The following is a 21,084-nucleotide window of genomic DNA, read 5'->3' as shown; positions in this document are numbered from 1 at the left end:
GGCGCACGGGAATGTAATAATTCCGCAAATCAGCAATGCTGGAGGAAGGCCCATGCAAGCCCTTGTTCTCGAACGCCAGGGGGAACTGTCCCTGCGCGACATCGACCTGCCGCTCGAGGTCGGTCCGAGCGACGTGAAGATCGCCATCCACACGGTCGGCGTCTGCGGCAGCGACGTCCACTATTACACGCATGGCCGCATCGGGCCCTATGTCGTCCGCGCGCCGATGGTGCTCGGCCATGAGGCGGCGGGGACCGTCGTCGAGGTGGGCGCGCAGGTGAAGGGGCTCAAGGTCGGCGACCGCGTCTGCATGGAGCCCGGCGTGCCGGACCTGAGCTCGCGGGCCTCCAAGCTCGGCATCTACAATGTCGACCCCTCCGTGACGTTCTGGGCGACCCCGCCCATCCACGGCGTCCTCACGCCCTTCGCGGTGCATCCGGCCGCCTTCACCTACAAGCTGCCGGACAATGTGTCCTTCGCCGAGGGCGCCATGGTCGAGCCCTTCGCGATCGGCATGCAGGCGGCGGCACGGGCCCGTATCGTGCCGGGCGACGTTGCCGCGGTCATCGGCTCGGGACCGATCGGCATCATGATCGCGCTCGCCGCGCTCGCCGGCGGCTGCAGCCGGGTGCTGATCTCCGATTTCAGCAAGGAGAAGCTGGCGATCGCCGGCCGCTATGACGGCGTCACGCCCGTCGACCTGTCGCAGGAGAGCTTCGCGGCCGCCGTGGCGCGCGAGACGGCGGATTGGGGCGCCGACATCGTGTTCGAGGCGAGCGGCAGCCCCAAGGCCTATAGCGGCATCTTCGATCTCGTCCGTCCGGGCGGCGCGCTGGTGATGGTCGGCCTGCCGGTCGAGCCGGTGACCTTCGACGTGCCCGGCGCGATCGCAAAGGAAGTGCGCATCGAGACGGTGTTTCGCTATGCCAACATCTACGATCGCGCCCTTGCCCTGATCGCCTCCGGCAAGGTGGATCTCAAGCCGCTGATCACCGGAACCTATGCGTTCAAGGACAGCATCAAGGCGTTCGAGAGGGCCGCCTCGGCCCAGCCGACCGACGTGAAGCTCCAGATCCTGATGGACTGAGACCGCCGCTTCGGCGCCGGTTTTTCCGCGCCGGTGGGCGGGTCCCCCGACCCGCCTTTTCCGCGACCGCGGCGTTTCCGTGCCGGTCGGGGACTGGCACACCGGTGGGCGGGTCTCCTGACCCGCCTTTTCCGCGACCGCGGTGTTTCCGTGCCGATCGGGAGACCGGCCCACCGGGCAAACATCCCGCGCGCCTGCGGATAAGCTTGACATGCCCGCGCGCTCCCGTAGCCTTTCATCCGACAACAAGGGTCCTTTCGAAGGCCCGCGGAGGAAATGAATGGGGATGGGGCGCCGGTTCCGGCTGCACGCAGGCCCGTTTTCGACGCCAGGGTGCCTGCCTTGAGCGCCCTTCTCGAGATGCGCGGCATCGAAAAGCGTTTCGGAGGGGTGCGCGCGCTGCGGGGCGTGGATTTCGACCTCGTCGCCGGCGAGGTCCATGTCCTTCTCGGCGAGAACGGCGCCGGCAAGAGCACGCTGATGGGGATCCTGTCGGGTGTCATCGCACCGGACCAGGGCAGCGTCAGCATCGACGGGCGGCCTGTCCATTTCGCCAATCCGCGCGAGGCCCATGCGGCCGGCATCGTCATGATCCCGCAGGAGCTCGACCTCGTGCCGGGGCTGGATATCGCCGCCAACCTGTTCCTCGGCAATGAACGGCTGACCCCTTTCGGCACGCTCGACCGCCCCCGCATGCTCGCCGAATCGCAGGGCCTCCTGCAGCAGGCCGGCGTCTCGCTCGACGCGTCCCTGCCGGTTTCCTCGCTGCGGATGGGCGAGCGGCAATTGGTGGCGATCGCCAAGGCGCTGCACGCCAAGGCGCGCATCCTCGTCATGGACGAGCCGACGGCGGCGCTTTCGGCGACGGAGGCCGAGCATCTGTTCCGGACCGTGCTGGAACTACGCGGCCGCGGCGTCGGCGTCGTCTACATCTCCCACCGCCTCGAGGAAGTGCCGCGGATCGCCACCCGCGTCACCGTGATGCGCGACGGCGCCGTGGTCGGGCAGGCGAGGCCCGACGCGCCGCAGGCCGAACTCGTCCGGCTCCTGGTCGGGCGTCCCTTCGAGGAACTGTTTCCGCCTCGCGCCGAAAAGCCCGGACGCGAATTGCTGCGCCTGGCCCATGCCGCTTTCCGGCCGGATGAGGCGCGCGCCGGCTGGCAGGAGCCGCGCGACGTCTCGCTGACGGTCCGGGAAGGGGAGATCGTCGGTCTCGCCGGCCTGATGGGAGTGGGGCGCACGGAGCTCCTCAGCGCCCTCTACGGCTTCGAGGTGAAGGGACGCTGGTCGGGCGAGGTCATGGTCGACGGCAGGCCGGCGGCGCTGGGGACGGTGGCCGCCGCGCGGCAGGCCGGCATCGCCTATGTCACCGACGACCGCCGCGGCACCGGCCTCATCCTCAACCATTCCGTCGCGACCAACATCGTGATGTCGACGCTGAAGCGGATCACGCCGTTCGGACTGGTGTCGCGCAAACTCGAGGCCCGGCAGGTCGGCGAAGCGCTGTCGCGCTTCGACGTGCGGCCCCCGCTGCCTGCGGCGCTCGTCGTCAACCTCTCCGGCGGCAACCAGCAGAAGGTCGTCTTCGCCAAGGAATTGCTCAGCGAGCCGCACCTCCTGCTCCTCGACGAGCCGACGCGCGGCGTCGACGTCGGCGCCAAGGCGGAGATCTACCGCCAGCTCCGGGACCTCGCCCGGAAGGGCCTGGGCGTGCTCGTGGCCTCGTCGGAACTGCCGGAACTGATCGGCCTGTGCGACCGCATCGTCGTCATGCATGACGGCTGCACGGTCGCGGAATTCGAAGCCGGCGTCGGCGAAGAGGAGCTTCGCCGCGCCAGCATGGGTGAGACAAGGGCAGCATGAGCGTCAAACCGAGCGATCTCGAAACTTCCCCGCCGAGCCGGACGGGCGGTCAGCCGCGCCGCAGCCCTCTCGCCTATCTCGTGCGCTTCCAGAGCCTGCTCGGCCTCATCCTCGTCGTCATCGGCGGCGTGGTCTTCTCGCCGCGGCGGCATGGCTCGATCCTGTTCCTGCAGGCCGACAACATCGCCAATATCGTACGCTCGATCTCCGAGACCGGCATCCTCGCCCTCGGCATGACCTTCGTCATCATCGCGGCGGGCATCGACCTGTCGGTCGGCGCCGTGCTGGGCCTGTCCAGCGTGCTCACCGCGGCGCTGATGGTCAATCAGGGCTGGGGCCTGTGGACGACGCTGCCGCTGGTGCTCGTCGCCGCCACGCTGTTCGGTCTCGTCCAGGGCGGCCTGTCGACACGGCTGCGCATCCAATCCTTCATCGTGACGCTCGCCGGGCTGCAGGCGGCCCGCGGTCTGGCGCTGATCGCCTCCGACAACCAGTTCATCAACATCAATTACGGGGACGGGCCGGGCAACGCGCCCCCCGCCTTCGCCATCCTGGGCGAGCGGCTGTTCGGCAACACCTTCCCGGTCGCCACGCTGGTATTCGTCGCATTGGCGATCGTCGCCATCTTCGTGCTCAACCATACCCGCTACGGACGCTACGTCTTCGCCGTCGGCGGCAATGAGCGCGCCGCCCGGCTTTCGGGCATTCCGGTCGAATGGATCAAGATCTCCGTGTACGGCCTCAGTGGCCTGTGCGCCGGGGTGGCCGGCATCGTGCATGCCGGCCAGTTCGCCTTCGGCAGCCCCAATGACGGCTCGGGCTACGAGCTCAACGCCATCGCCGCCGTCGTGATCGGCGGCACCGACCTGTTCGGCGGCGCCGGCACCATGGTCGGCACCATCGCCGGCGCGGTGATGCTGGGCGCCCTCGCCAACATCCTTCAGCTCAATGACGTGAGCGCAGCCATGCAATTGCTGGCGACGGGCGCGATCATCGTGGTCGCAGCGGCGCTGCAGACCTTCGTCGGCAGGCGCGACGGACGTTCGCGCTGATAACAAGGAGGAAACGAGATGAGACCATCGACCGGACGGCTGGCGGCCCTTGCCCTGGGCACGGGGCTCGCCGCACTCCTGACGGGCGGCGCGGCGCAGGCTGCGGACGCCAAGCCGCTCGCCAAGGTCTGCGGCCCCAACAACCAATATGTCATCGGCTTCTCGCAGGCGAATTTCAAGGAACCCTATCGCGAGCACGTCAACCACGAGCTCGACCGGCTGGTGAAGCAATTTCCCCAGTTCAAGATCGTGATGGCCGACGGCCAGGCCAGCGACAATACGCAGGTGTCGCAGGTCGAGAACTTCCTGACGCAGCAGGTCGACATCCTCTTCATCTCGCCCTTCGAGGCGGCGCCGCTGACCCCCGTCGTCACCCGCGTCTACAAGTCCGGCATTCCCGTGATCGAGCTCGACCGCAAGACCAGCGGCGAGGATTACACCAGCTTCGTCGGCGGCGACAACCGCGAGATCGCCAAGGAGGCCGGCGAATATGCGGCCAAGACCCTGCTGCCGGACGGCGGCGAGGTCGCCATCCTCGAAGGCCTGCCGAGCTCGTCCCCGGCAATCGAACGCCTGGAAGGCTTCAAGGCGGGGATCGCCGGCAATCCCAAGCTGAAGGTGGTCGCGGTCCAGCCGGTGGATTGGATGGAGGACAAGGCGGTGACGGTGTTCTCGGCCATGCTGCAGGCCCATCCGGACATCAAGCTCGTCTATGCCAGCAACGATCTGGCCGCCGCGGGCGCCTATATCGCGGCCAAGCAGGCCGGCAAGGTCGACCAGGTGCAGATCATCGGCACGGACGGCCTTCCCGGTCCCTCCGGCGGCATCCGCTCCGTCGCCGAAGGGCAGTGGGCGGCGACCATGGTCTATCCGACCGGCGCGGCCGAAGCGCTCGACCTCGCCAAGAAGATCCTGATCGACTGCGCGACATCCGTGCCGCGCACCGTGACGGTTTCCTCGCAACTGATCAGCAAGGACAACGCCAAGGATCTCTACAAGAAGGAACAGTTCTGAAAAGAACGAGCCAGAGCCAGTCGAAGCGCGCAGGCCGAAAGCCTGCGCGAGACCGGAATGCTCGTCCGGGTTGTTTCAGGCGGCTGCCGCTCTTCCTTTGCTGCAACTTCAAGCTTAGGAAATACTGGCCCGCGCGGCGGGAACATGACAAGTCGAGGATACGTTTTTCCTGGTCGTTCCTTTGCTCGAAGAGGATTGCCATGAAAAGCATATGTATTCTCGCCGGCTTGATGCTGATCTGCCTGCCCGCCGCCGTTGCGCGGGCGGACGATGCCGCTTCAGGCCTGCCGCCGGCGCCGGTCGGCCATCTCCAGCCTCGGCCGGCGGCGCCGCCCGTCATGCCGGACAACGACAGCTCGGGCGTCTCGAGCAAGGATGATCCGGCCCGCCTCGACAAGGAGCTGGAGCCGTCGACCGACCGGGCGATCCACAGCCTGTGCTCCTATTGCCTCAAGCCCGAGGGCCAGAAGAGGCAGCGATAGCCCCCCTCGGCGGGACGGGCCCCCGATCCGAAGACCGCCCCGCGGGATTACAGGAACGTCTCGGGAATGGGCGTCCAGCTTCCTTCGTGCTGCGTGAACTGCGGAATATGCGCGAGGCTGTGGATCAAGCCGCAATCCTCGCCGAGCGTGGCCTGCCAATCGCGGGCTTCGGTCAGGATGACACCGATGCCGACGACGTCGGCGCCGGCGTGACGCACCAGTTCGACCGAGCCCTTGAGGCTGGAGCCCGAGGCGACGACGTCATCGACGACGACCACGCGCTTGCCGCGGAGCAGGGGAATCGCCTGGCGGTCGAGCAGGAGGCGCTGCTCGCCCTTCGAGGTGATCGAGGAGATCTGCTGCACGAGGGCGTCGCCGAGATGGATCTTGGGCGATTTCTGCAGGATGACGTAATGGTCGAGGCCGAGGGCCCGCGTCACCTCGATCGCCACGGGAATGCCGAGCGTCGCGGCCCCGACGATGATGTCGGGCTTCAGCGGCGCCAGCTTCTCGGCCAGCTTGCGGCCGGCATGCTCCCCGAACCGGACGCCGAGATCAATCACCATCATCAGCGAGATCGCGAAGTCGGGCTTGATGGCGACGATCGGCAGCGACACGTCGAGGCCGGCGACGTCGACGGTCCAGGACTGGCCGGTGAACGGGCCGGCGGCTTGGTTCTCAGAGGTCATTGTTCCTGTTCCCGGGGGGCGAGGCGCGCTTCGACCAGCACGCCGACATTGCGCCAGGTGACGCGCTTGCGCTTGAGGTCGAAGCCGTAGATCGAGAGGGAAAGCGAGATGGCATGGGCCATGCGGATCGCCTGCACCAGCAGCGGCATGCCGCGGGCGAGGGCGAAACGCAGCCGCGTCGGCAGCGGCACGTCGTCGATCTCCATGCCCCGCGCACGCTGGGCGTCGGCGATGCGCTCGAAATCCTCGCGGAGCATCGGAATGATGCCGAAGGTGAGGGAGAGCACCAGCGTGACGATCGGCGGCAGGCGGGCGGCGCTGGCCGCCGCCAGGATGGAGCCGGGGGAACTGGTCTCCATCACGAAGTAGAAGGCGGCGGTGGTGGTGACGAGCCGGGCCGCCATGCCGATGGCGACGGGGATCGCGTGCAGGAGCGGCATGCCCTGCAGGGCGAGGTTGACGAGCCAGCTGGCCACGACCAGTCCCGTCAGCAGCGTCGCCCCCTTCAGATAGGCCTTGAGCGCGGGGATGCGGGCGACATGCAGGAAACCGAGGGTGAGGACCGCCAGCGGCACCCCGAAACGCCAGCCTGGGACCAGCCAGGCGAGCAGCATCACCGCGAAGGCGCCCGCGAGCTTGATGAAGAAATTGACGTCGTGAAGCCTCGTCATGCCGCTTCTCCGGCGGGAATGCCATGCGGCGTGGGCCAGCCGAGGACACCGAAGGCCCGGCTGGCCCAGGCCTCGTCGGGCCGGCCGTCGAAGGTGATGCGGCCCTCCTCGAGGATCAGCAGGCGCGAGGCGACGTCGTCGACGAGTTCGAGGTCGTGCGAGATGAGCATGACCGAGCGGCCGGAGGAAAGCATCGTATCGAGGAAGAGGTCGAGCATGCGCCGGCCGTGCACGTCGCGCGCCAGCAGCGGCTCGTCCAGGATGGCGATCGAGGCGCCGGCGGCATCGGCGCAGGCGAGGCCGAGCAGCGCCTGCTGGCGCACGGACAGCGCCACGGGGCTGCTGTCCGCGAGGGCGGCGAGGCCGTATTTGCCGAGGGTCGCGATCGCCTTCGCCTTCGCCGCGGCATCCTTGGCGGTTCCCGTCGCGGCGGTGATGGAGAAGACGACTTCTTCGAGCACCGTCATGTTGAAGAGGATGCGCCGCATGTTCTGCGGAAGATAGGCGATCGAGCGGGCGCGCTTCGCCGCTGTCCAGTCCTGCGCCGGCTCGCCGCCGATGGCGATGGAGCCGGAGACGGTCTTGGCCAGGCCCAGGATCGACTGAAACAAGGTGGTCTTGCCGGCGCCGTTGCGGCCGATCAGCGCCAGGATTTCGCCGGCTCGGATATCGAAGGCGACGTCCTGCAGCACCGGCCGCCCGTCCGGGCGGGCGAGGCGGGTCCGCAGGCCGGAAATCGTGAGCAGCGTCCGTCCGGGGGGAGGGGTCTTGCGCGGCGAGCGCCGGCGGTGTGGCGGCAGGATGCCGGCCTCGAGCCACGGCGTTTCGAGCCGCAGGATCTCGCCGGCCTCGGTCACCGGCGACAGGCGGCCGCCGGCCAGCAGCATGACGCTGTCGATGGTGTCCTCGATCGATGCCGGATCCTGTTCGGAAACGAGGAGAGCTGGGATTTCCGAGGCGAGCTTGTTCAGGATGCGGACCAGCCGCAGGCGGGCGGAAGGATCGAGCCCGGTGGTGGGCTCGTCGAGGACGAGCAGGCCGGGGGCGACGGCGAGGGCGGCGGCGATCGCCACCATGCGCCGCTCGCCGCCCGACAGCGTCAGCACGCGCCGGCCGCGCAAGGCGTCGAGTTCCATCTCGCCGAGCAACGCCTGCAGCCTCGCGCGGATGAGATTTCTGTCGACGCCGCGGTTCTCCAGCGGAAAGGCGATGAGGTCCTCGACGCTGAGGTCCCAGAGCTGGTCCTCGACATTCTGTGAGACGATGCTGACAGCCGTATAGAGATCGTCCTTGCTGAACTGCGCCATCGGCCGGCCGTGCAGGCTGACCGAGCCGGAAAACAGCGGCGACGGCACCAGCCGGGGAATGATCCCTGCGGCGATATTGAGCAGGGTCGACTTGCCCGAGCCGGCCGCACCGCAGATCAGCAGTCTCTGGCCATTGGCGATCGTCACGCTGGCGTCGGCGATCACGGGATCGGAAACGCCGAAGCCAGCGGTTACATGGTGTATGTCGAGCACGTTGTCTGTGAACCGTCGCGAGCTAGAAGCGGGTGAATCCCGCGGGATGGGCACCCCGGAGGATCTTCAGGGCCGGGATGACCAGGAGAGGCGTGCCGATGATCATCGGGACGATATCGGAAAGGCCCAGATACAGCACCGCCCACCAGAAGGGGAAGATGCCGAGATAGGCCAGGCTCGCCGAGACCGCCACGACCATGACGAAGCCGATGACGAGGCAGGCCACGGCGATCTTGACCAGCGTGCTGGTGCCGAGGCCGGTCTTCGACGGATCGAAGATCAGGCCGGGAACGAGCCCCGTCAGGCCGACCATGATGCCGTCGACGATCAGCGAATGGGCGGGAATGAAGGTGCCGGCCAGCAGCGACCAGACGATCGTGCCGAGATAGCCGCAGATGAAGCCGCTCCTCCAGCCGAGCAGGATGCCGACCAGCGGCGGAAGGAACGCGAAGATGCGCCACTGGATCACGCCCGGCACGAGCTGGATCGGATTGGCGTAGGCCCACAGGACGCCGGTGGCAGCCGCGGCCACGATCGAAAGGACGATCGGGAAAAGCGTGTTGCCTTCGCTTTGATTGACGGTAGTTGGTTGCATCATGGATCCCCTTTTTGACCGCCCATCCGAAGCAAGATGCATGCCTGCAGACATCTCGTGAGAAGTATCGTCGGGATCATGCCCATCGGCGGCGTTTCTTCGCTGGGCGCCGTCGCAATGGGTCTGACCGTCGATCGATACGAGATGGCAGAGGCCCGGCCCCCACGGACCCTGTCCGAAAGTCTCGGAAGGCGGCCGATCGTTTATGACGGCCGCACGCGAGCCCGTCACCACCCTGGGGAGGGTTTTATCAATTATTTTTGCGATGTTGACAAAGGGCAACAGACGAAAGGGGCGACGCCCGCCGGCATCGCCCCTTTCGGTCCCGTGATGCGGCGCCGGTTCGCGCTCAGGCGGGAACCGGCTCGGCTTCGGTCTGGCTCGGCGCCTCGCCGGCGGCCTCGGCCCGTTCTTCCGCCGGACCGGTGCGCCGGGCGAGGTTGAGCGCGGTGTTGATCAGCCCGATATGGCTGAAAGCCTGCGGGAAATTGCCGAGCATGCGTCCGGCGACGGGATCGTATTCCTCGGAGAGCAGGCCCACGTCGTTGCACAGGCCCTGCAGCCTTTCATAGAGGCGGCGCGCGTCGGCATAGCGGTTCTGCAGCACCAGCACGTCCGCCAGCCAGAAGGTGCAGGCGAGGAAGGCGCCTTCGCCGGGCGGCAGCCCGTCGTCGACCCGTTCGGTCTGGTAGCGCAGCACGAGCCCGTCATGCATGAGGCCGTTCTCGATGGCCTTCACCGTGCCGATCACCCGCGGATCGTCCGGCGGCAGGAAGCCGACCAGCGGAATCTGCAGCAGGCTGGCGTCGATCGTCTTCGAGCCATAGGCCTGCACGAAGCTGCCGAGCTCCGGATCGAAGCCCTTCTGGCAGACATCCGCATGGATCTCGTCGGCGACCCGGCGGCACCGTTCGGTGAAGGCGGCCCGATCGTCCGAGGGGGAGGCCATGCTCGCGGCGCGGTCGAAGGCGACCCAGGCCATCACCTTGGAATGGGTGAAATGCTGCGAGCCGCCGCGTACCTCCCAGATGCCCTCGTCGGGACGGCGCCAGGCGCTTTCGAGAAACGGCATGACCACCTCGCTGAGCGCGCGGGTGCGCGGGTGGCGCGGCAGGCCTCCCTTCGCCGCCTGCAGCATCGCATCGGCGACTTCGCCGTAGACATCGAGCTGGAACTGGCCGGCCGCGGCGTTGCCGACCCTGACCGGACGGGATTTCTCATAGCCTCCGAGCCAGTGCGCCTCCCATTCGAGCAGGTTCCGCTCGCCGGAGACGCCATACATGATCTGCATCTGCTCGGGCGCTCCGGCGACCGCCCGCATCAGCCATTCGCGCCAGGCCGAGGCTTCCTCGTAATAGCCGAGCTTCATGAAGGCCTGCAGCGTCATGGTGGCGTCGCGCAGCCAGCAGAAGCGATAGTCCCAGTTGCGGGTGCCGCCGAGCTGCTCCGGCAGCGACGTGGTCGCGGCGGCGACGATCCCGCCGGTCGGCATGTAGGTCAGGGCCTTCAGCGTGATGAGCGAGCGCTTGACGGTGTCTGTCCACAGTCCGACGGGAGGGCAGTGGGACGCGAACTCACGCCAAAAGGCTTGGGTGCTCTCCAGTGCCGCTTCGACATTCGGCTGCGTCGGGCGCGAGGCGTGCGAGGGGCCGTAGGTCAGCACGAAGGGCACGCGATCGCCGGCGGATACCGTAAAAGCGCCGGCGGTGTGCAGGTCTTCGCCTTCCAGCGTGACGGGCGTGCTGAGGATCAGCCTGTCCGGACCGGCCACCGCCGTGATGGTGCCGTCCTCGGCCTTCGTCACCCACGGGACGGTACGCCCATAGTCGAATCGGGCGACGAAATCCGTGGTGAAGTCCACCCGGCCGCTCTGCCCGACGACCAGCCTGATGAGGTCGTTGGTGCCGTCGCGCAGCGGCATGAAGTCGATCAGCGTCGCCACGCCCGTATCGGTCTCGAATTCGGTTTCGAGAATGAGCGTATCTTCGCGGTAGCGCCGCGTGACGCGGGCGTTCCTGTCGGCGGGAAAGATGCGCCACCGCCCATTGTCCGGCGTGCCGAGCAGGGCCGCGAAGCACGCGGCCGAATCGAACCGGGGAAAGCACAGCCAGTCGATCGAGCCGTCGCGGGAAACGAGGGCCGCGGTCTCGCAATCGCCGATGAGAGCATAGTCTTCGATGCGCGATGTCAAAAGTTTCCCCTTTCGAAGGCATGAAAATTCGAAGGCATGGAAGCGGGGCCTTCCTTCAGGAAAAGGCGGCGGAAAATTCGCTGCAAGCAGAAACCATGTTCGTGCTCTCCGGTTCCGACCGCGGAGCCGGATCGCCCGCGCTGATTCTGCCGATCCTAGTTTCCCGAATGCGGCAATTTGGGGCCGGGGCCGTGCCCGGGCCGCTCGCGTGGCCCGTCGAGCGGCGAACGATCTCGTCGTGATGCTGTCCTCTATTGAACCGCCTGCCAGTTTCCGCGCAAATCCTTCATCTCCTTCGTGGTCACGCCGGTTTCCCACGAGGTGCATGTCCGCACGTCCCAGAAATCGTTCAATTCGCAAATGTCGCGTGCGAGCAGGCGGCCGTCGGCATCCTCGGCGGATCGCAGCATGGTCAACCTACCCTTTCGGTCCCGGAAGAATATCGCGATCGTGCAAGCGGCGAACTCGGGCTGGCAAGTCCGGCCTACCTGTACATGCCCCCTGTTCTGCGCCTTGGAGAGCTCGATCGCCCGGGCGACGATCGTCCTCCAGTCGAGCATGTCCCTGCTCCGGCTCTCCGCGCCGCTTCGATTTCGCACCCGCAAGAGGAGGCCGGACTGCGGCTGCAGCGATCGCAGGGCCTCGACGGATCCGCCGGGGCCGGCGAGAGCGGCGTGCAGCAGGGGGGTGGCGCCGGCCGGGCAGATGAACATGCAGGCCCATGCCAGGAGCCCGTACAGGCTCGATGGAAGCGAGCGCCGGATCTGCTGCCGCGTTTTGCCCCCGACAGCTGCGGTGCCGGCCAACATGCCGATTTGTCGGATTCCATCCCGGTCGGATGTCCATGTTTTGTTCTTTTTGCGATCAAAACCTGTCATAAGCGGTCTCCGTATCTCCTGAAAAAGGGTGTGGGATTGCTGCCGCCACACCTCTCGGTGGACGGCTGGTATCACGACGAGACGCCCATCATCGTCTCCCGGTCTGCATCGGGGGACGCCGTCATTCCGGTGCGCCTTAACTGAAGACAGGTTCGCGATGGCGAAGGAAGCCGCCGAAGGCACAGAAAAAATACTACATAGAAATTCTTGATGCTGTCGACTTTCATCGACAGGCATACCTTAGTCTATAATTCGACAGACTCTTTTCCGAAGTCAATCATTATTGCTATCTGCGGGCGAGAGCGGCGACGGCATTGTGGTCGCGGGCCGGCGCCGATGCCGCTTCCGGAGCGAGGAGCCCCGCTCTTTGCCGCGACGCAGGTTTTCCTTCCCTATTGCTCTGTCCGGCCGGCGCGTTTGATCCATGCAAGTATGGCTGCAGGTTTGGTCCGCGAGCCGCGAGCCCTGTACAGGAGCTTCGGCAGGTGATTTCACGCGGTGGTAACTATTTTCTGGCCAGGCTGACGAGCCTCGGAAAAAATGGAGAGTGTTGCACGATATCGCGCAGAAGAGGCTTGACTCAGATCAAAAGTCGTCATTGAAGAGCATGTTGACAAAAACGATAACACTTCCGGCCCAGAGGCCTCGAAAAGGACAGCTGCATGCCTGCCGCGCCTTTGCCTTTTTATAGCCCACCGGAGTGAGCGGATGGGCATTGAGGCGTTCGAGGGGGGCAACCGCGTTGCCCTGCAGCCTGTGGTCGGTCATGCCGAAAGCGCGCACCGCTGCCCGTGCGAACCCCAAGGACTGCCGGCTCCGGCCGTCTGGCTGAGAACCCCACCCCGAACCCAGCTTCGGGAACCAGTGCAAACCACGTGGCGGAACGACTAGAATGGCCGGCTCTTCCCTTGCGTTCAAACTTCTGTTCATGGTCGCCGCCCTGGCGGCCTTCGTGCACATCGCGCTGGGAGCCTTTCCCCAAGGGCCGACATTCGACGAGATCGAGTCGGGCGCCTACCAGAAGCCCTGACGGCTCCCGAACGACGCTGCGGCCTCCTTCGTGATGGCCGACCTCTCGGATCCCGACGATATCCGAGCGGAATGGGCATTCGGACCGTTACCCGCCGTTGCGGCCTTCATCGCGACGACCCAAACCGGCTGCGGCACCCCGATGCGGCGGCGTTGCACCTGTCTTGCCGGCGGCTGATACGGGATTTCACCGGCATGGCCGCCGTTGCGGGCCGGCATTCGTCTCGGTGCACGGCCGGAATGCGGCCTGCAGATCGAAATTGTCAGCGATTTCAAGGAAGAGGAGATGGTGCCTAGGGGCGGAATCGAACCACCGACACTGCGATTTTCAGTCGCATGCTCTACCAACTGAGCTACCTAGGCGCCCGCTGCCGAACGACGCCGACGCGAGAGCCGGGCTTATAGCGGCGGCTTTCGGCGATGTCCAGAGGTGGCGATACAAAAAAGAAAGCCGGCTTCGCGCCCTGCGCTGTTCCGCGTGAAACAGCACCGACGCATTTTTGCATGGCGCAATTGCCGTCGTGCGAACGGGCACATACTCTGCTGCGGCGGATGTGTCCGATGGGACCGAGGCGGGATGTGCAGATGTCATCCCGGCGCGCTATCATGGCGTGGGAATGCCGCCGGCTCCAACCGGAACGGCAGTGGGAGGAGGGCATCATGATCGACGCGAAGAGCGGCTTCAGCCGTGCGATCCATCGTCTGGCGAGCCTTTGGCTCGCTTTGGTCCTGCTTGGCTTTGCAGCTTCGCTGCCGGCGGCGGCGGGGCCGCTTTTCCAGGCCGACAGCTACAGCTACGCGGCCGACAGCTACAAGGACACCATCGCCAAGCTCGCCAAGACGGTGAAGAAGACGCCGGTGCAGATCCAGCAGGACCTCGCGGCCGCGACGGCGGCGGGGAATGCCCGCAACACGGCTGTGGTCGTCGAGCAGGTGCTCGCCTTCACGCCGAACGATCAGCGGAGCTGGCAGAAGCTCGCCGACCTGCTCCTCGCCGCCGAGCCCTTCAACAGCCAGGACGGCTACGAACTGCCCTACAAGGCGCTCGGCGCGTCGATCCGGGCCTATGAGCTGGCGCGCACGCCGGTCGAGAAGGGGGCGGCGCTGAACGATGTCGCCCAGGCGCTGGTCAAGCGGGAGGACTGGCGCCCGGCGCTCAACGCCTATCGCGCCAGCCTCGATCTCGTCGACAACGGCGATATCCGCAAGACCTATGAAGACCTGCGCGAGAACCACGGCTTCCGCATCACCGACTACACGGTCGAGAGCGACGCGCCGCAGCCGCGCCTGTGCTTCCAGTTTTCAGATCCGGTGAGCAACGCCGTCAGCGACTTCGCTCCCTATTTCACCCAGGATCCCGGCCCGGTCTCGGCCGTCACCGTCGACGGCACCAAGCTGTGCATCGAAGGGCTGAAGCACGGCGCGCGCTATCACGTCACCGTGCGCGCGGGCCTGCCTTCGGCCGTCGACGAGAGCCTGCTGAAGAATGCCGACTATGACGTCTATGTGCGCGATCGCGCCCCCTCGGTGCAGTTCGTCGGCAAGAATTACGTGCTGCCGCGCTCGGGGCAGAACGGCATTCCGCTGGTCTCCGTCAATACGAAGCAGGCCAAGCTCAAGCTCTACCGCGTGGGCGACCGCAGCCTGATCTCGGCCGTGATCGATTCGAGCTTCCTCGACCAGCTCTACGGCTCGCAGGCCGGCGACATCGCGCGCACCAAGGGCCATAAGGTCTGGGAAGGCACGATGGACCTGCCGACCCCGCCCAACGAGGACGTCACCACCGCCTTTCCGGTGGACGAGGCACTCGGAAAGATCGATCCCGGCCTTTATGTGATGACGGCCCAGGCGGGGGACACTGCCGGCGACGACGACAGCCAGCTCGCCACGCAATGGTTCGTGGTATCCGATCTCGGCCTCTCGACGCTGAAGGGCAAGGACGGCCTGCACGTGTTCCTGCGCTCGATCGCGACCGCCTCGCCGCTGGCGGGCGTCAAGGTTCGCCTCCTCGCGCGCGACAACGAGATCCTGGCGACGGCGACGACCGGTCCCGACGGCGCCGCTGCGTTCGACGCCGGCCTCACCAAGGGCAGCGACGGGCAGGAGCCGGCGCTCGTCGTCGCCTCCGACGACAAGAACGACTATGCCTTCATCGATCTCACCCAGCAGGCCTTCGACCTGACCGACCGCGGCGTTGCGGGGCGGGATCCGCCCGGACCGGCGGACGCCTTCGTCTATGTGGAGCGCGGCGTCTATCGCCGCGGCGAGACCGTGCATGCGGCGGTGCTGCTGCGCGACGGCAACGCCAATGCCGTGAACGATGTGCCGGTGACGCTGATCGTACAGCGGCCGGACGGCGTCGAATATTCGCGCATCGTGCTGAAGGACCAGGGCGCCGGCGGCCGCGCCGCGGATATAGCGATCGTCGCCTCGGCCGCCGGCGGTACCTGGCGCGTCGCCGCCTATACCGACCCCAAGGCTTCCCCGATCGGCGAGACGAGCTTCCTCGTCGAGGATTATGTGCCGGATCGCATCGAGTTCGACCTCGCCGCCAACGGCACCCGCGTCGACCGCAACAGCGGGGCCAGCCTGAAGGTCGACGGGCGCTATCTCTTCGGCGCCCCCGCCGCCCATCTCGACCTCGAGGGCGACGTCTCGGTGTCGGTCGATGGCCAGCCCTTCCCGCAATGGAAGGACTACATGTTCGGACTGACGGACGAGACCGTCGACGCCGTGCAGAACTCCGTCGACGACCTCGCCCAGACCGACGACAACGGCCATGCCGACCTCACTGTTCCGCTGCCGCAGCTGCCCACGACCTCCCGGCCGCTGAAGGCGAACTTCGCCATCCGCATGCGCGAGGCCGGGGGCCGCGGTGTGGTGCGCACCGCCTCGCTGCCGATCGCTTCGCCGGGGCCGATGCTCGCTTTGCGTCCGGGCTTCGACGACGGTGCCGTGCCGGAAGGCCAGCAGGCCAATTTCGACGTCATCGCGGTGGATCCCGGTGGGGCGCGCGTCGCCGCCAAGGGCGTCGGCTGGACGCTGAAGCGGCTGACGACCAGCTATCAATGGTACCGCACCGACAACCGCTGGAACTACGAGGCGGTCACCACCGCGCGCAAGGTCGCGGGCGGCACGGTCGATATCGCCGCCGACAAGCCGGCTTCGATCGCCGCGCCGGTGCAGTGGGGCCAATACCGCCTGGAGATCGCCGGCAACGGCCTCGCTTCGTCCAGCGACACCTTCTATGCCGGCTATTACACCAGCGAGAAGGCCGATACGCCGGACATGCTTCCGGTGGCGCTCGACCGCGCCAGCGTGAAGTCCGGCGAAACGCTGCAGGTGAAGATCGACGCCCGCTTCGCCGGCAAGGCATCGGTGCAGGTGGTCGGCGACCGGCTCCTGTCGTCCACGCTGATCGACGTGCCTGAAAAAGGCACCACCGTGCCGCTGACCGTGGGCAGTGACTGGGGTACCGGCGCCTATGTCGTGGTCACCCATTTCCGGCCGATGGACGTCGAGGCCAAGCGCATGCCGACGCGCTCGATCGGCCTCGCCTGGTTCGGCATCGACCGCACCGAGCGCACGCTCGACGTGTCGCTGTCGCCGGTCGCGACGATGAAGCCGCGGCAGGCGCTCAAGGTGCCCGTGAAGATCGGCGGCCTCGCGGGCGAGAAGGCCTATGTGACGCTCGCCGCCGTGGATGTCGGCATCCTCAATCTCACCGGCTACAAGCCGCCGCAGCCGGAGGCCTATTATTACGACCAGAAGCGCCTCTCGGCCGAGCTGCACGACATCTACGGGCAGCTCATCGACGGCATGGACGGCGCGCGGGGACGCATCCGCACCGGCGGCGACGGGGGGGCAGCGGAGACGAGCCCGCCACCCACCCAGGCCCCGCTCGCCCTGTTCTCCGGCATCGTCGAGGTGGGCGCCGACGGCACCGCCGATATCAGCTTCGACATCCCGGCCTTCAACGGTTCGGTGCGGCTGATGGCGGTGGCATGGACGCCGACCAAGGTCGGCCATGCCTCGACCGACGTCATCGTCCGCGATCCCGTCGTCATCGCCGGCACGCTGCCGCGCTTCCTCTCGGCCGGCGACCAGTCCCGCTTCCGGCTGGATCTCCTCAATGCCGAGGCGGCGCCTGGCGACTATACCCTCGCCGTGAATGTCGACGGCCCGATCGACGCGGCGCCGTCGGCCCTGTACCAGACCGTGAAGATCGGGCCGGTCGGCTCGCGCACCCCGGTCAACATTCCCATCACCGCCAACGGCGTCGGCACGGCGCGGCTGGTCGCTTCGCTGGCCGGCCCCGGCGATGTCGCCATCGACCAGAGCTTCGTGCTGGGTGTCGAGCCGGCGAATCCGGCGGTGACCCGGCGCACGGTGCAGACGATCGCGCCGAATGGCGGCGGCATCACCCTCAGTTCCGATCTCGTCTCGGAGATGGTGCCGGGTACGGGGGCGGTCTCGCTCTCCGTCGGGCCACCGTCCTCGCTCGACGTCCCGGGCCTGCTGCGGGAGCTCGACCGCTATCCCTATGGCTGTTCGGAGCAACTCGTCAGCCGAGCCCTGCCGCTTCTCTATCTCGCCGATCTCGGCGGCAACGACATTGATCTCGACGGTTCGGTGAAGGATCGCCTGGCCGATACGGTGCAGCGCCTGCTGTCGCGCCAGGATTCGAACGGAGCCTTCGGCCTGTGGAGCGCCGACAGCGGTGAATTGTGGCTGTCGGCCTATGTCACCGACTTCCTGCTGCGGGCCCGCGAGAAGGGCTTCGCGGTGCCGGAGGGCGCGCTGACCCAGGCGGTCGACTATCTGCGCAACCGCGTCGGCAATTCGCCCGACGTGGAGGAGGGCAAGGGCGAGGATGTCGCCTATGCGCTCTACACGCTGGCGCGGGCCGGCCGCGCCCCGGCCGGCGATCTGAAATATTTCGCCGACACCAAGATCGGCCAGTTCGGCACGGCGATGGCGCGGGCGCAGATCGCCGCCGCCCTCGGCATGCTCGGCGACAAGCCGCGCGCCGGCGAGGCCTTCGCTTCGGCCGCCGACGCCCTCCAGGGCGAGAGCGCCGGGTCGATCTCCGCCTACACCCATTATGGCTCCCCGCTGCGCGATGCGGCCGCCATGGTGGCGCTGGCCGACGACGGCAATGCCTCCGCCCCGGTGGTCAGGGCCGCGCTTAAGGTGATCGGCGAGCAGCGGGCGAAATATCGCTACAGCTCCACCCAGGAGATGACCTGGATGGTGCTCGCAGCCCGCGGCGTCGTCGACCAAGCCCGTTCGCTGCAACTCGGCGTCGACGGCACCCCGCATCAGGGCGCCTTCTACAAGGTCTACCGCAATGACCGCCTGGCGGAGCCGCATACGGTCACCAATCCCGGTCCCTCGTCGGTGCAGGCGGTGGTGGCGGTGTCGGGTTCGCCGACGGTGGCGGAACCGGCCTCCGCCAGCGGCATGACCCTCGCGCGCAGCTACTACACGCTGGACGGCAAGCCGGCCGATCCCGCCGAGGTGCAGCAGAACACCAGGCTCGTCGTGGTGCTCGACGCCAGCCGCGTCGGCGATGACCAGACCGGCAATTTCCTGCTCGTCGACCGCCTGCCGGCGGGGCTCGAGATCGAGAATCCCACGCTCGTCGCGACCGGACAGACCGGCAATCTCTCCTGGCTCGGCGATCTCACCGACGTCACCCATGCCGAGTTCCGCGACGACCGCTTCGTCGCGGCCTATACGGATACGGCGGTCAAGGTCGCCTATATCGTGCGCGCCGTCGCCCCCGGCCGCTATGTCATGCCCGGCGCGCATGTCGAGGACATGTATCGGCCCGATCGCAACGCGACCCTCGCCACGACGACGATGAGCGTGACCGAGAAATGACAACCCGGCGCGTCCACGTCCTGTGCGCGCTCCTGTTCACGGCGATCATCGCCGTGAACGCCGTCGGCTTCACGCTGTCGGAGGTCCTGCGCCGGCTCGGGCCGGTGCCGCTCGGCGAGGCGATCACCTATTCGCCGCTGGTGGTCGACCGCGACGGCAGGCTGCTGCGTCCCTTCACCACGGCGGACGGCTATTGGCGCCTGCCGGCGAGGCCCGGCGACGTCGACCGCCGCTTCCTGTCGATGCTCATCGCCTATGAGGACAAGCGCTTCTATTCGCATCACGGCGTCGATCCGGCCGCGCTTTTGCGGGCGGGCTGGCAGCTCGTGCGGCATGGGCATGTCGTCTCCGGCGGTTCCACCCTGACGATGCAGGTCGCCCGCCTGCTCGAACCGCGCCCGGAGCGGACCTTCGCGGCCAAGGCGGCGGAAATGGTCCGCGCCTGGCAGATCGAGAACCGGCTGAGCAAGGACCAGATCCTGACGCTCTACCTCGCCTTGGCACCCTATGGCGGCAATCTCGAGGGCACGCGCGCCGCCTCGCTCGCCTATTTCGGCAAGGAGCCGAAGCATCTTTCGACGGCCGAGGCGGCCATGCTGGTGGCGCTGCCCCAGGCGCCGGAGACCCGGCGTCCCGACCGCGCGCCGGGTGCCGCCCGGGCCGCCCGGAACCGCGTGCTGGCCTTGCTGGCGGGCAAGAAGATCATCAATGCGGACCAGGCCATGGCGGCGCGGCTCGAAGGTGCCCCGCAGGGCCGCAAGGCATTCCCCGTTCTCGCCGCCCATGTCGCCGAGCGGCTGGCGCGGGAGGCGCGCGACAGGCAGGAACGGGGCAGCGACGTCGAGATGACCACGATTTCGCGTTTCCTGCAGGAGCAGCTGGAAAATCTGGCGCGCGAGCGGGCGATCGCCATCGGCGGCGGCGTTTCCGTCGCCATCATCGCCGTCGACAACGCCACCGGCGAAGTGCGGGCCCATGTCGGCGGCGTCGGCTATTTCGACAAGGCCCGCGCCGGCCAGATCGATCTCGCCGAGGCGCTGCGCTCGCCGGGCTCGACGCTGAAGCCCTTCATCTACGGCCTCGCCTTCGAGGACGGCCTCGCCAATCCCGAGACGCTGGTCGACGACCGGCCGGCCCGGTTCGGCATCTACAAGCCGGAGAATTTCGACGATTCGTTCCAGGGCACGGTGACGATGCGGCGGGCGTTGCAGCAATCGCTCAACGTGCCTGCCGTGATGCTGCTCAACGCCGTCGGGCCGAACCGCCTCATTGCCCGCATGAAGAATGCCGGCGCCGTGCCGGTGCTGCCGGTCGATGCGGCGCCGGGCCTGGCCGTCGGTCTCGGCGGGGCAGGGGTGAAGCTCACCGATCTCGCCACGCTTTATCTGGCGCTGGCGCGCGGGGGTGAATCGCTGCCGCTGATCTGGCGTCCGCAGGACCGTGCATCGGCGGCCCCGCCGCGCCGCCTGTTCGAGAAGGCCGCCGCCTGGCAGGTCGGCGACGTCCTCATCGGCGCCCCGCCGCCCGAGAATGCCGTAGCCGGCAAGATCGCCTACAAGACCGGCACGTCCTATGGCTATCGCGACGCCTGGGCCGTGGGTTTCGACGGCGCCAACACGGTCGCGGTCTGGGTCGGCCGGCCGGACGGCGCGCCGGTGTCCGATCTCGTCGGACGCAAGAGCGCGGCGCCGATCCTGTTCGACGCCTTCCAGCGCATCGGCGAGAAGAGGACGCCGCTTGCGCCGCCGCCGGCCGGCGTGATCTTCGCGCGGACGGCCGACTTGCCGCCGGCCCTGCAGCGTTTCAGGCCGGGCAGCCTGCCGGACATCGCCACGGCGGGCCCAGGCGATGCGCCCCTGGCGATTTCCTTCCCGCCCGACGGCGCGCGCGTCGATATCTCCGGGGATCCCGATGCGGCGCTGGCGCTGAAGGCCATGGGCGGCGCGCCGCCCTTCACCTGGCTTGCCGACGGCCTGCCGATCGTGGTGGGGGAGGAGCGCCGCGACGCCGCCTGGGACAGGCCGGAACGCGGCTTCGCCCGCCTGTCGGTCATCGATTCCCAGGGGCACACGGCGAGCGTGCGGATCCGGCTGGATTGAGCCGGGAGCGCGGATATCGAGCCGTCCG

General features: G+C 67.5%; 15 protein-coding genes and 1 tRNA gene. 9 read left to right on the top strand and 7 right to left on the bottom strand.

Features of this window, described 5'->3' with window-relative positions:
* Positions 1 to 52: 52 nt before the first annotated feature.
* The 5 genes from J3R73_RS19825 (at position 53) to J3R73_RS19805 (ending at position 5,498) form a co-directional block, all read left to right on the top strand.
* The gene (locus tag J3R73_RS19825; protein WP_307430734.1) at positions 53 to 1,087 is read left to right on the top strand and encodes an NAD(P)-dependent alcohol dehydrogenase; all 1,035 of its coding nucleotides are present in this window, start codon (positions 53 to 55) and stop codon (positions 1,085 to 1,087) included.
* A 360-nt stretch (positions 1,088 to 1,447) separates the two neighbouring features.
* On the top strand, positions 1,448 to 2,950 hold the full coding sequence (locus tag J3R73_RS19820) for a sugar ABC transporter ATP-binding protein (RefSeq protein ID WP_307437527.1): 1,503 nt from the start codon (positions 1,448 to 1,450) through the stop codon (positions 2,948 to 2,950).
* Complete coding sequence (locus J3R73_RS19815) at positions 2,947 to 4,002, top strand: ABC transporter permease (protein WP_307430731.1); 1,056 nt, start codon at positions 2,947 to 2,949, stop codon at positions 4,000 to 4,002. The genes J3R73_RS19820 and J3R73_RS19815 overlap by 4 nt, the downstream gene beginning before the upstream one ends.
* An 18-nt stretch (positions 4,003 to 4,020) precedes the next feature.
* On the top strand, positions 4,021 to 5,016 hold the full coding sequence (locus J3R73_RS19810; RefSeq protein WP_307430728.1) for a substrate-binding domain-containing protein: 996 nt from the start codon (positions 4,021 to 4,023) through the stop codon (positions 5,014 to 5,016).
* 200 nt (positions 5,017 to 5,216) lie between these two features.
* Positions 5,217 to 5,498: a hypothetical protein gene (locus J3R73_RS19805; protein WP_307430725.1), complete on the top strand. Its 282-nt coding sequence runs from the start codon at positions 5,217 to 5,219 to the stop codon at positions 5,496 to 5,498.
* A gap of 47 nt (positions 5,499 to 5,545) precedes the next feature.
* Here J3R73_RS19805 and J3R73_RS19800 read toward each other — a convergent pair whose 3' ends face one another.
* The 5 genes from J3R73_RS19800 to J3R73_RS19780 form a co-directional block, all read right to left on the bottom strand.
* On the bottom strand, positions 5,546 to 6,187 hold the full coding sequence (locus tag J3R73_RS19800) for a phosphoribosyltransferase family protein (protein WP_307430723.1): 642 nt from the start codon (positions 6,185 to 6,187) through the stop codon (positions 5,546 to 5,548).
* Complete coding sequence (locus J3R73_RS19795; RefSeq protein WP_307430721.1) at positions 6,184 to 6,858, bottom strand: energy-coupling factor transporter transmembrane component T family protein; 675 nt, start codon at positions 6,856 to 6,858, stop codon at positions 6,184 to 6,186. The genes J3R73_RS19800 and J3R73_RS19795 overlap by 4 nt, the downstream gene beginning before the upstream one ends.
* Positions 6,855 to 8,378, bottom strand: a complete 1,524-nt coding sequence (locus J3R73_RS19790; protein ID WP_307430718.1) for an ABC transporter ATP-binding protein — start codon at positions 8,376 to 8,378, stop codon at positions 6,855 to 6,857. The genes J3R73_RS19795 and J3R73_RS19790 overlap by 4 nt, the downstream gene beginning before the upstream one ends.
* 22 nt (positions 8,379 to 8,400) lie before the next feature.
* Positions 8,401 to 8,976, bottom strand: coding sequence for an aminotriazole resistance protein (locus J3R73_RS19785; RefSeq protein WP_307430715.1), 576 nt, complete (start codon positions 8,974 to 8,976; stop codon positions 8,401 to 8,403).
* Positions 8,977 to 9,322: 346 nt separating this feature from the next.
* On the bottom strand, positions 9,323 to 11,164 hold the full coding sequence (locus tag J3R73_RS19780) for a glycoside hydrolase family 15 protein (RefSeq protein ID WP_307430709.1): 1,842 nt from the start codon (positions 11,162 to 11,164) through the stop codon (positions 9,323 to 9,325).
* On the opposite strand from J3R73_RS19780, the gene J3R73_RS19775 reads away from it, so the two are divergent.
* The gene (locus J3R73_RS19775) at positions 11,158 to 11,406 is read left to right on the top strand and encodes a hypothetical protein (RefSeq protein WP_307430706.1); all 249 of its coding nucleotides are present in this window, start codon (positions 11,158 to 11,160) and stop codon (positions 11,404 to 11,406) included. The two genes, J3R73_RS19780 and J3R73_RS19775, sit on opposite strands and share 7 nt — an antisense overlap.
* 9 nt (positions 11,407 to 11,415) lie before the next feature.
* Here J3R73_RS19775 and J3R73_RS19770 read toward each other — a convergent pair whose 3' ends face one another.
* Positions 11,416 to 12,042, bottom strand: a complete 627-nt coding sequence (locus tag J3R73_RS19770) for a hypothetical protein (RefSeq protein ID WP_307430702.1) — start codon at positions 12,040 to 12,042, stop codon at positions 11,416 to 11,418.
* A gap of 892 nt (positions 12,043 to 12,934) precedes the next feature.
* On the opposite strand from J3R73_RS19770, the gene J3R73_RS19765 reads away from it, so the two are divergent.
* The gene (locus J3R73_RS19765; protein WP_307430699.1) at positions 12,935 to 13,072 is read left to right on the top strand and encodes a hypothetical protein; all 138 of its coding nucleotides are present in this window, start codon (positions 12,935 to 12,937) and stop codon (positions 13,070 to 13,072) included.
* A gap of 286 nt (positions 13,073 to 13,358) precedes the next feature.
* On the opposite strand, the gene J3R73_RS19760 is transcribed toward J3R73_RS19765, so the two are convergent.
* A tRNA-Phe gene (locus J3R73_RS19760) sits at positions 13,359 to 13,434 on the bottom strand.
* A 297-nt stretch (positions 13,435 to 13,731) separates the two neighbouring features.
* Between J3R73_RS19760 and J3R73_RS19755 the strand changes: the two genes are divergently transcribed.
* Positions 13,732 to 18,957 carry an alpha-2-macroglobulin family protein gene (locus tag J3R73_RS19755; protein ID WP_307430696.1) on the top strand — a complete coding sequence of 1,742 codons (5,226 nt, stop codon included), beginning with the start codon at positions 13,732 to 13,734 and terminating at the stop codon, positions 18,955 to 18,957.
* Positions 18,954 to 21,056 (top strand): penicillin-binding protein 1C, encoded by a 2,103-nt coding sequence (pbpC, locus tag J3R73_RS19750; RefSeq protein ID WP_307430693.1) that lies wholly within the window; start codon positions 18,954 to 18,956, stop codon positions 21,054 to 21,056. Before J3R73_RS19755 ends, pbpC begins: the two co-directional genes overlap by 4 nt.
* Positions 21,057 to 21,084: the final 28 nt, after the last annotated feature.

The sequence above is a fragment of the Labrys monachus genome (assembly GCF_030814655.1).
GTDB lineage: Bacteria > Pseudomonadota > Alphaproteobacteria > Rhizobiales > Labraceae > Labrys > Labrys monacha.
The sequence above is the reverse complement of the archived record's forward strand: the minus strand, read 5'-3'. Positions and strand labels throughout refer to the sequence as shown.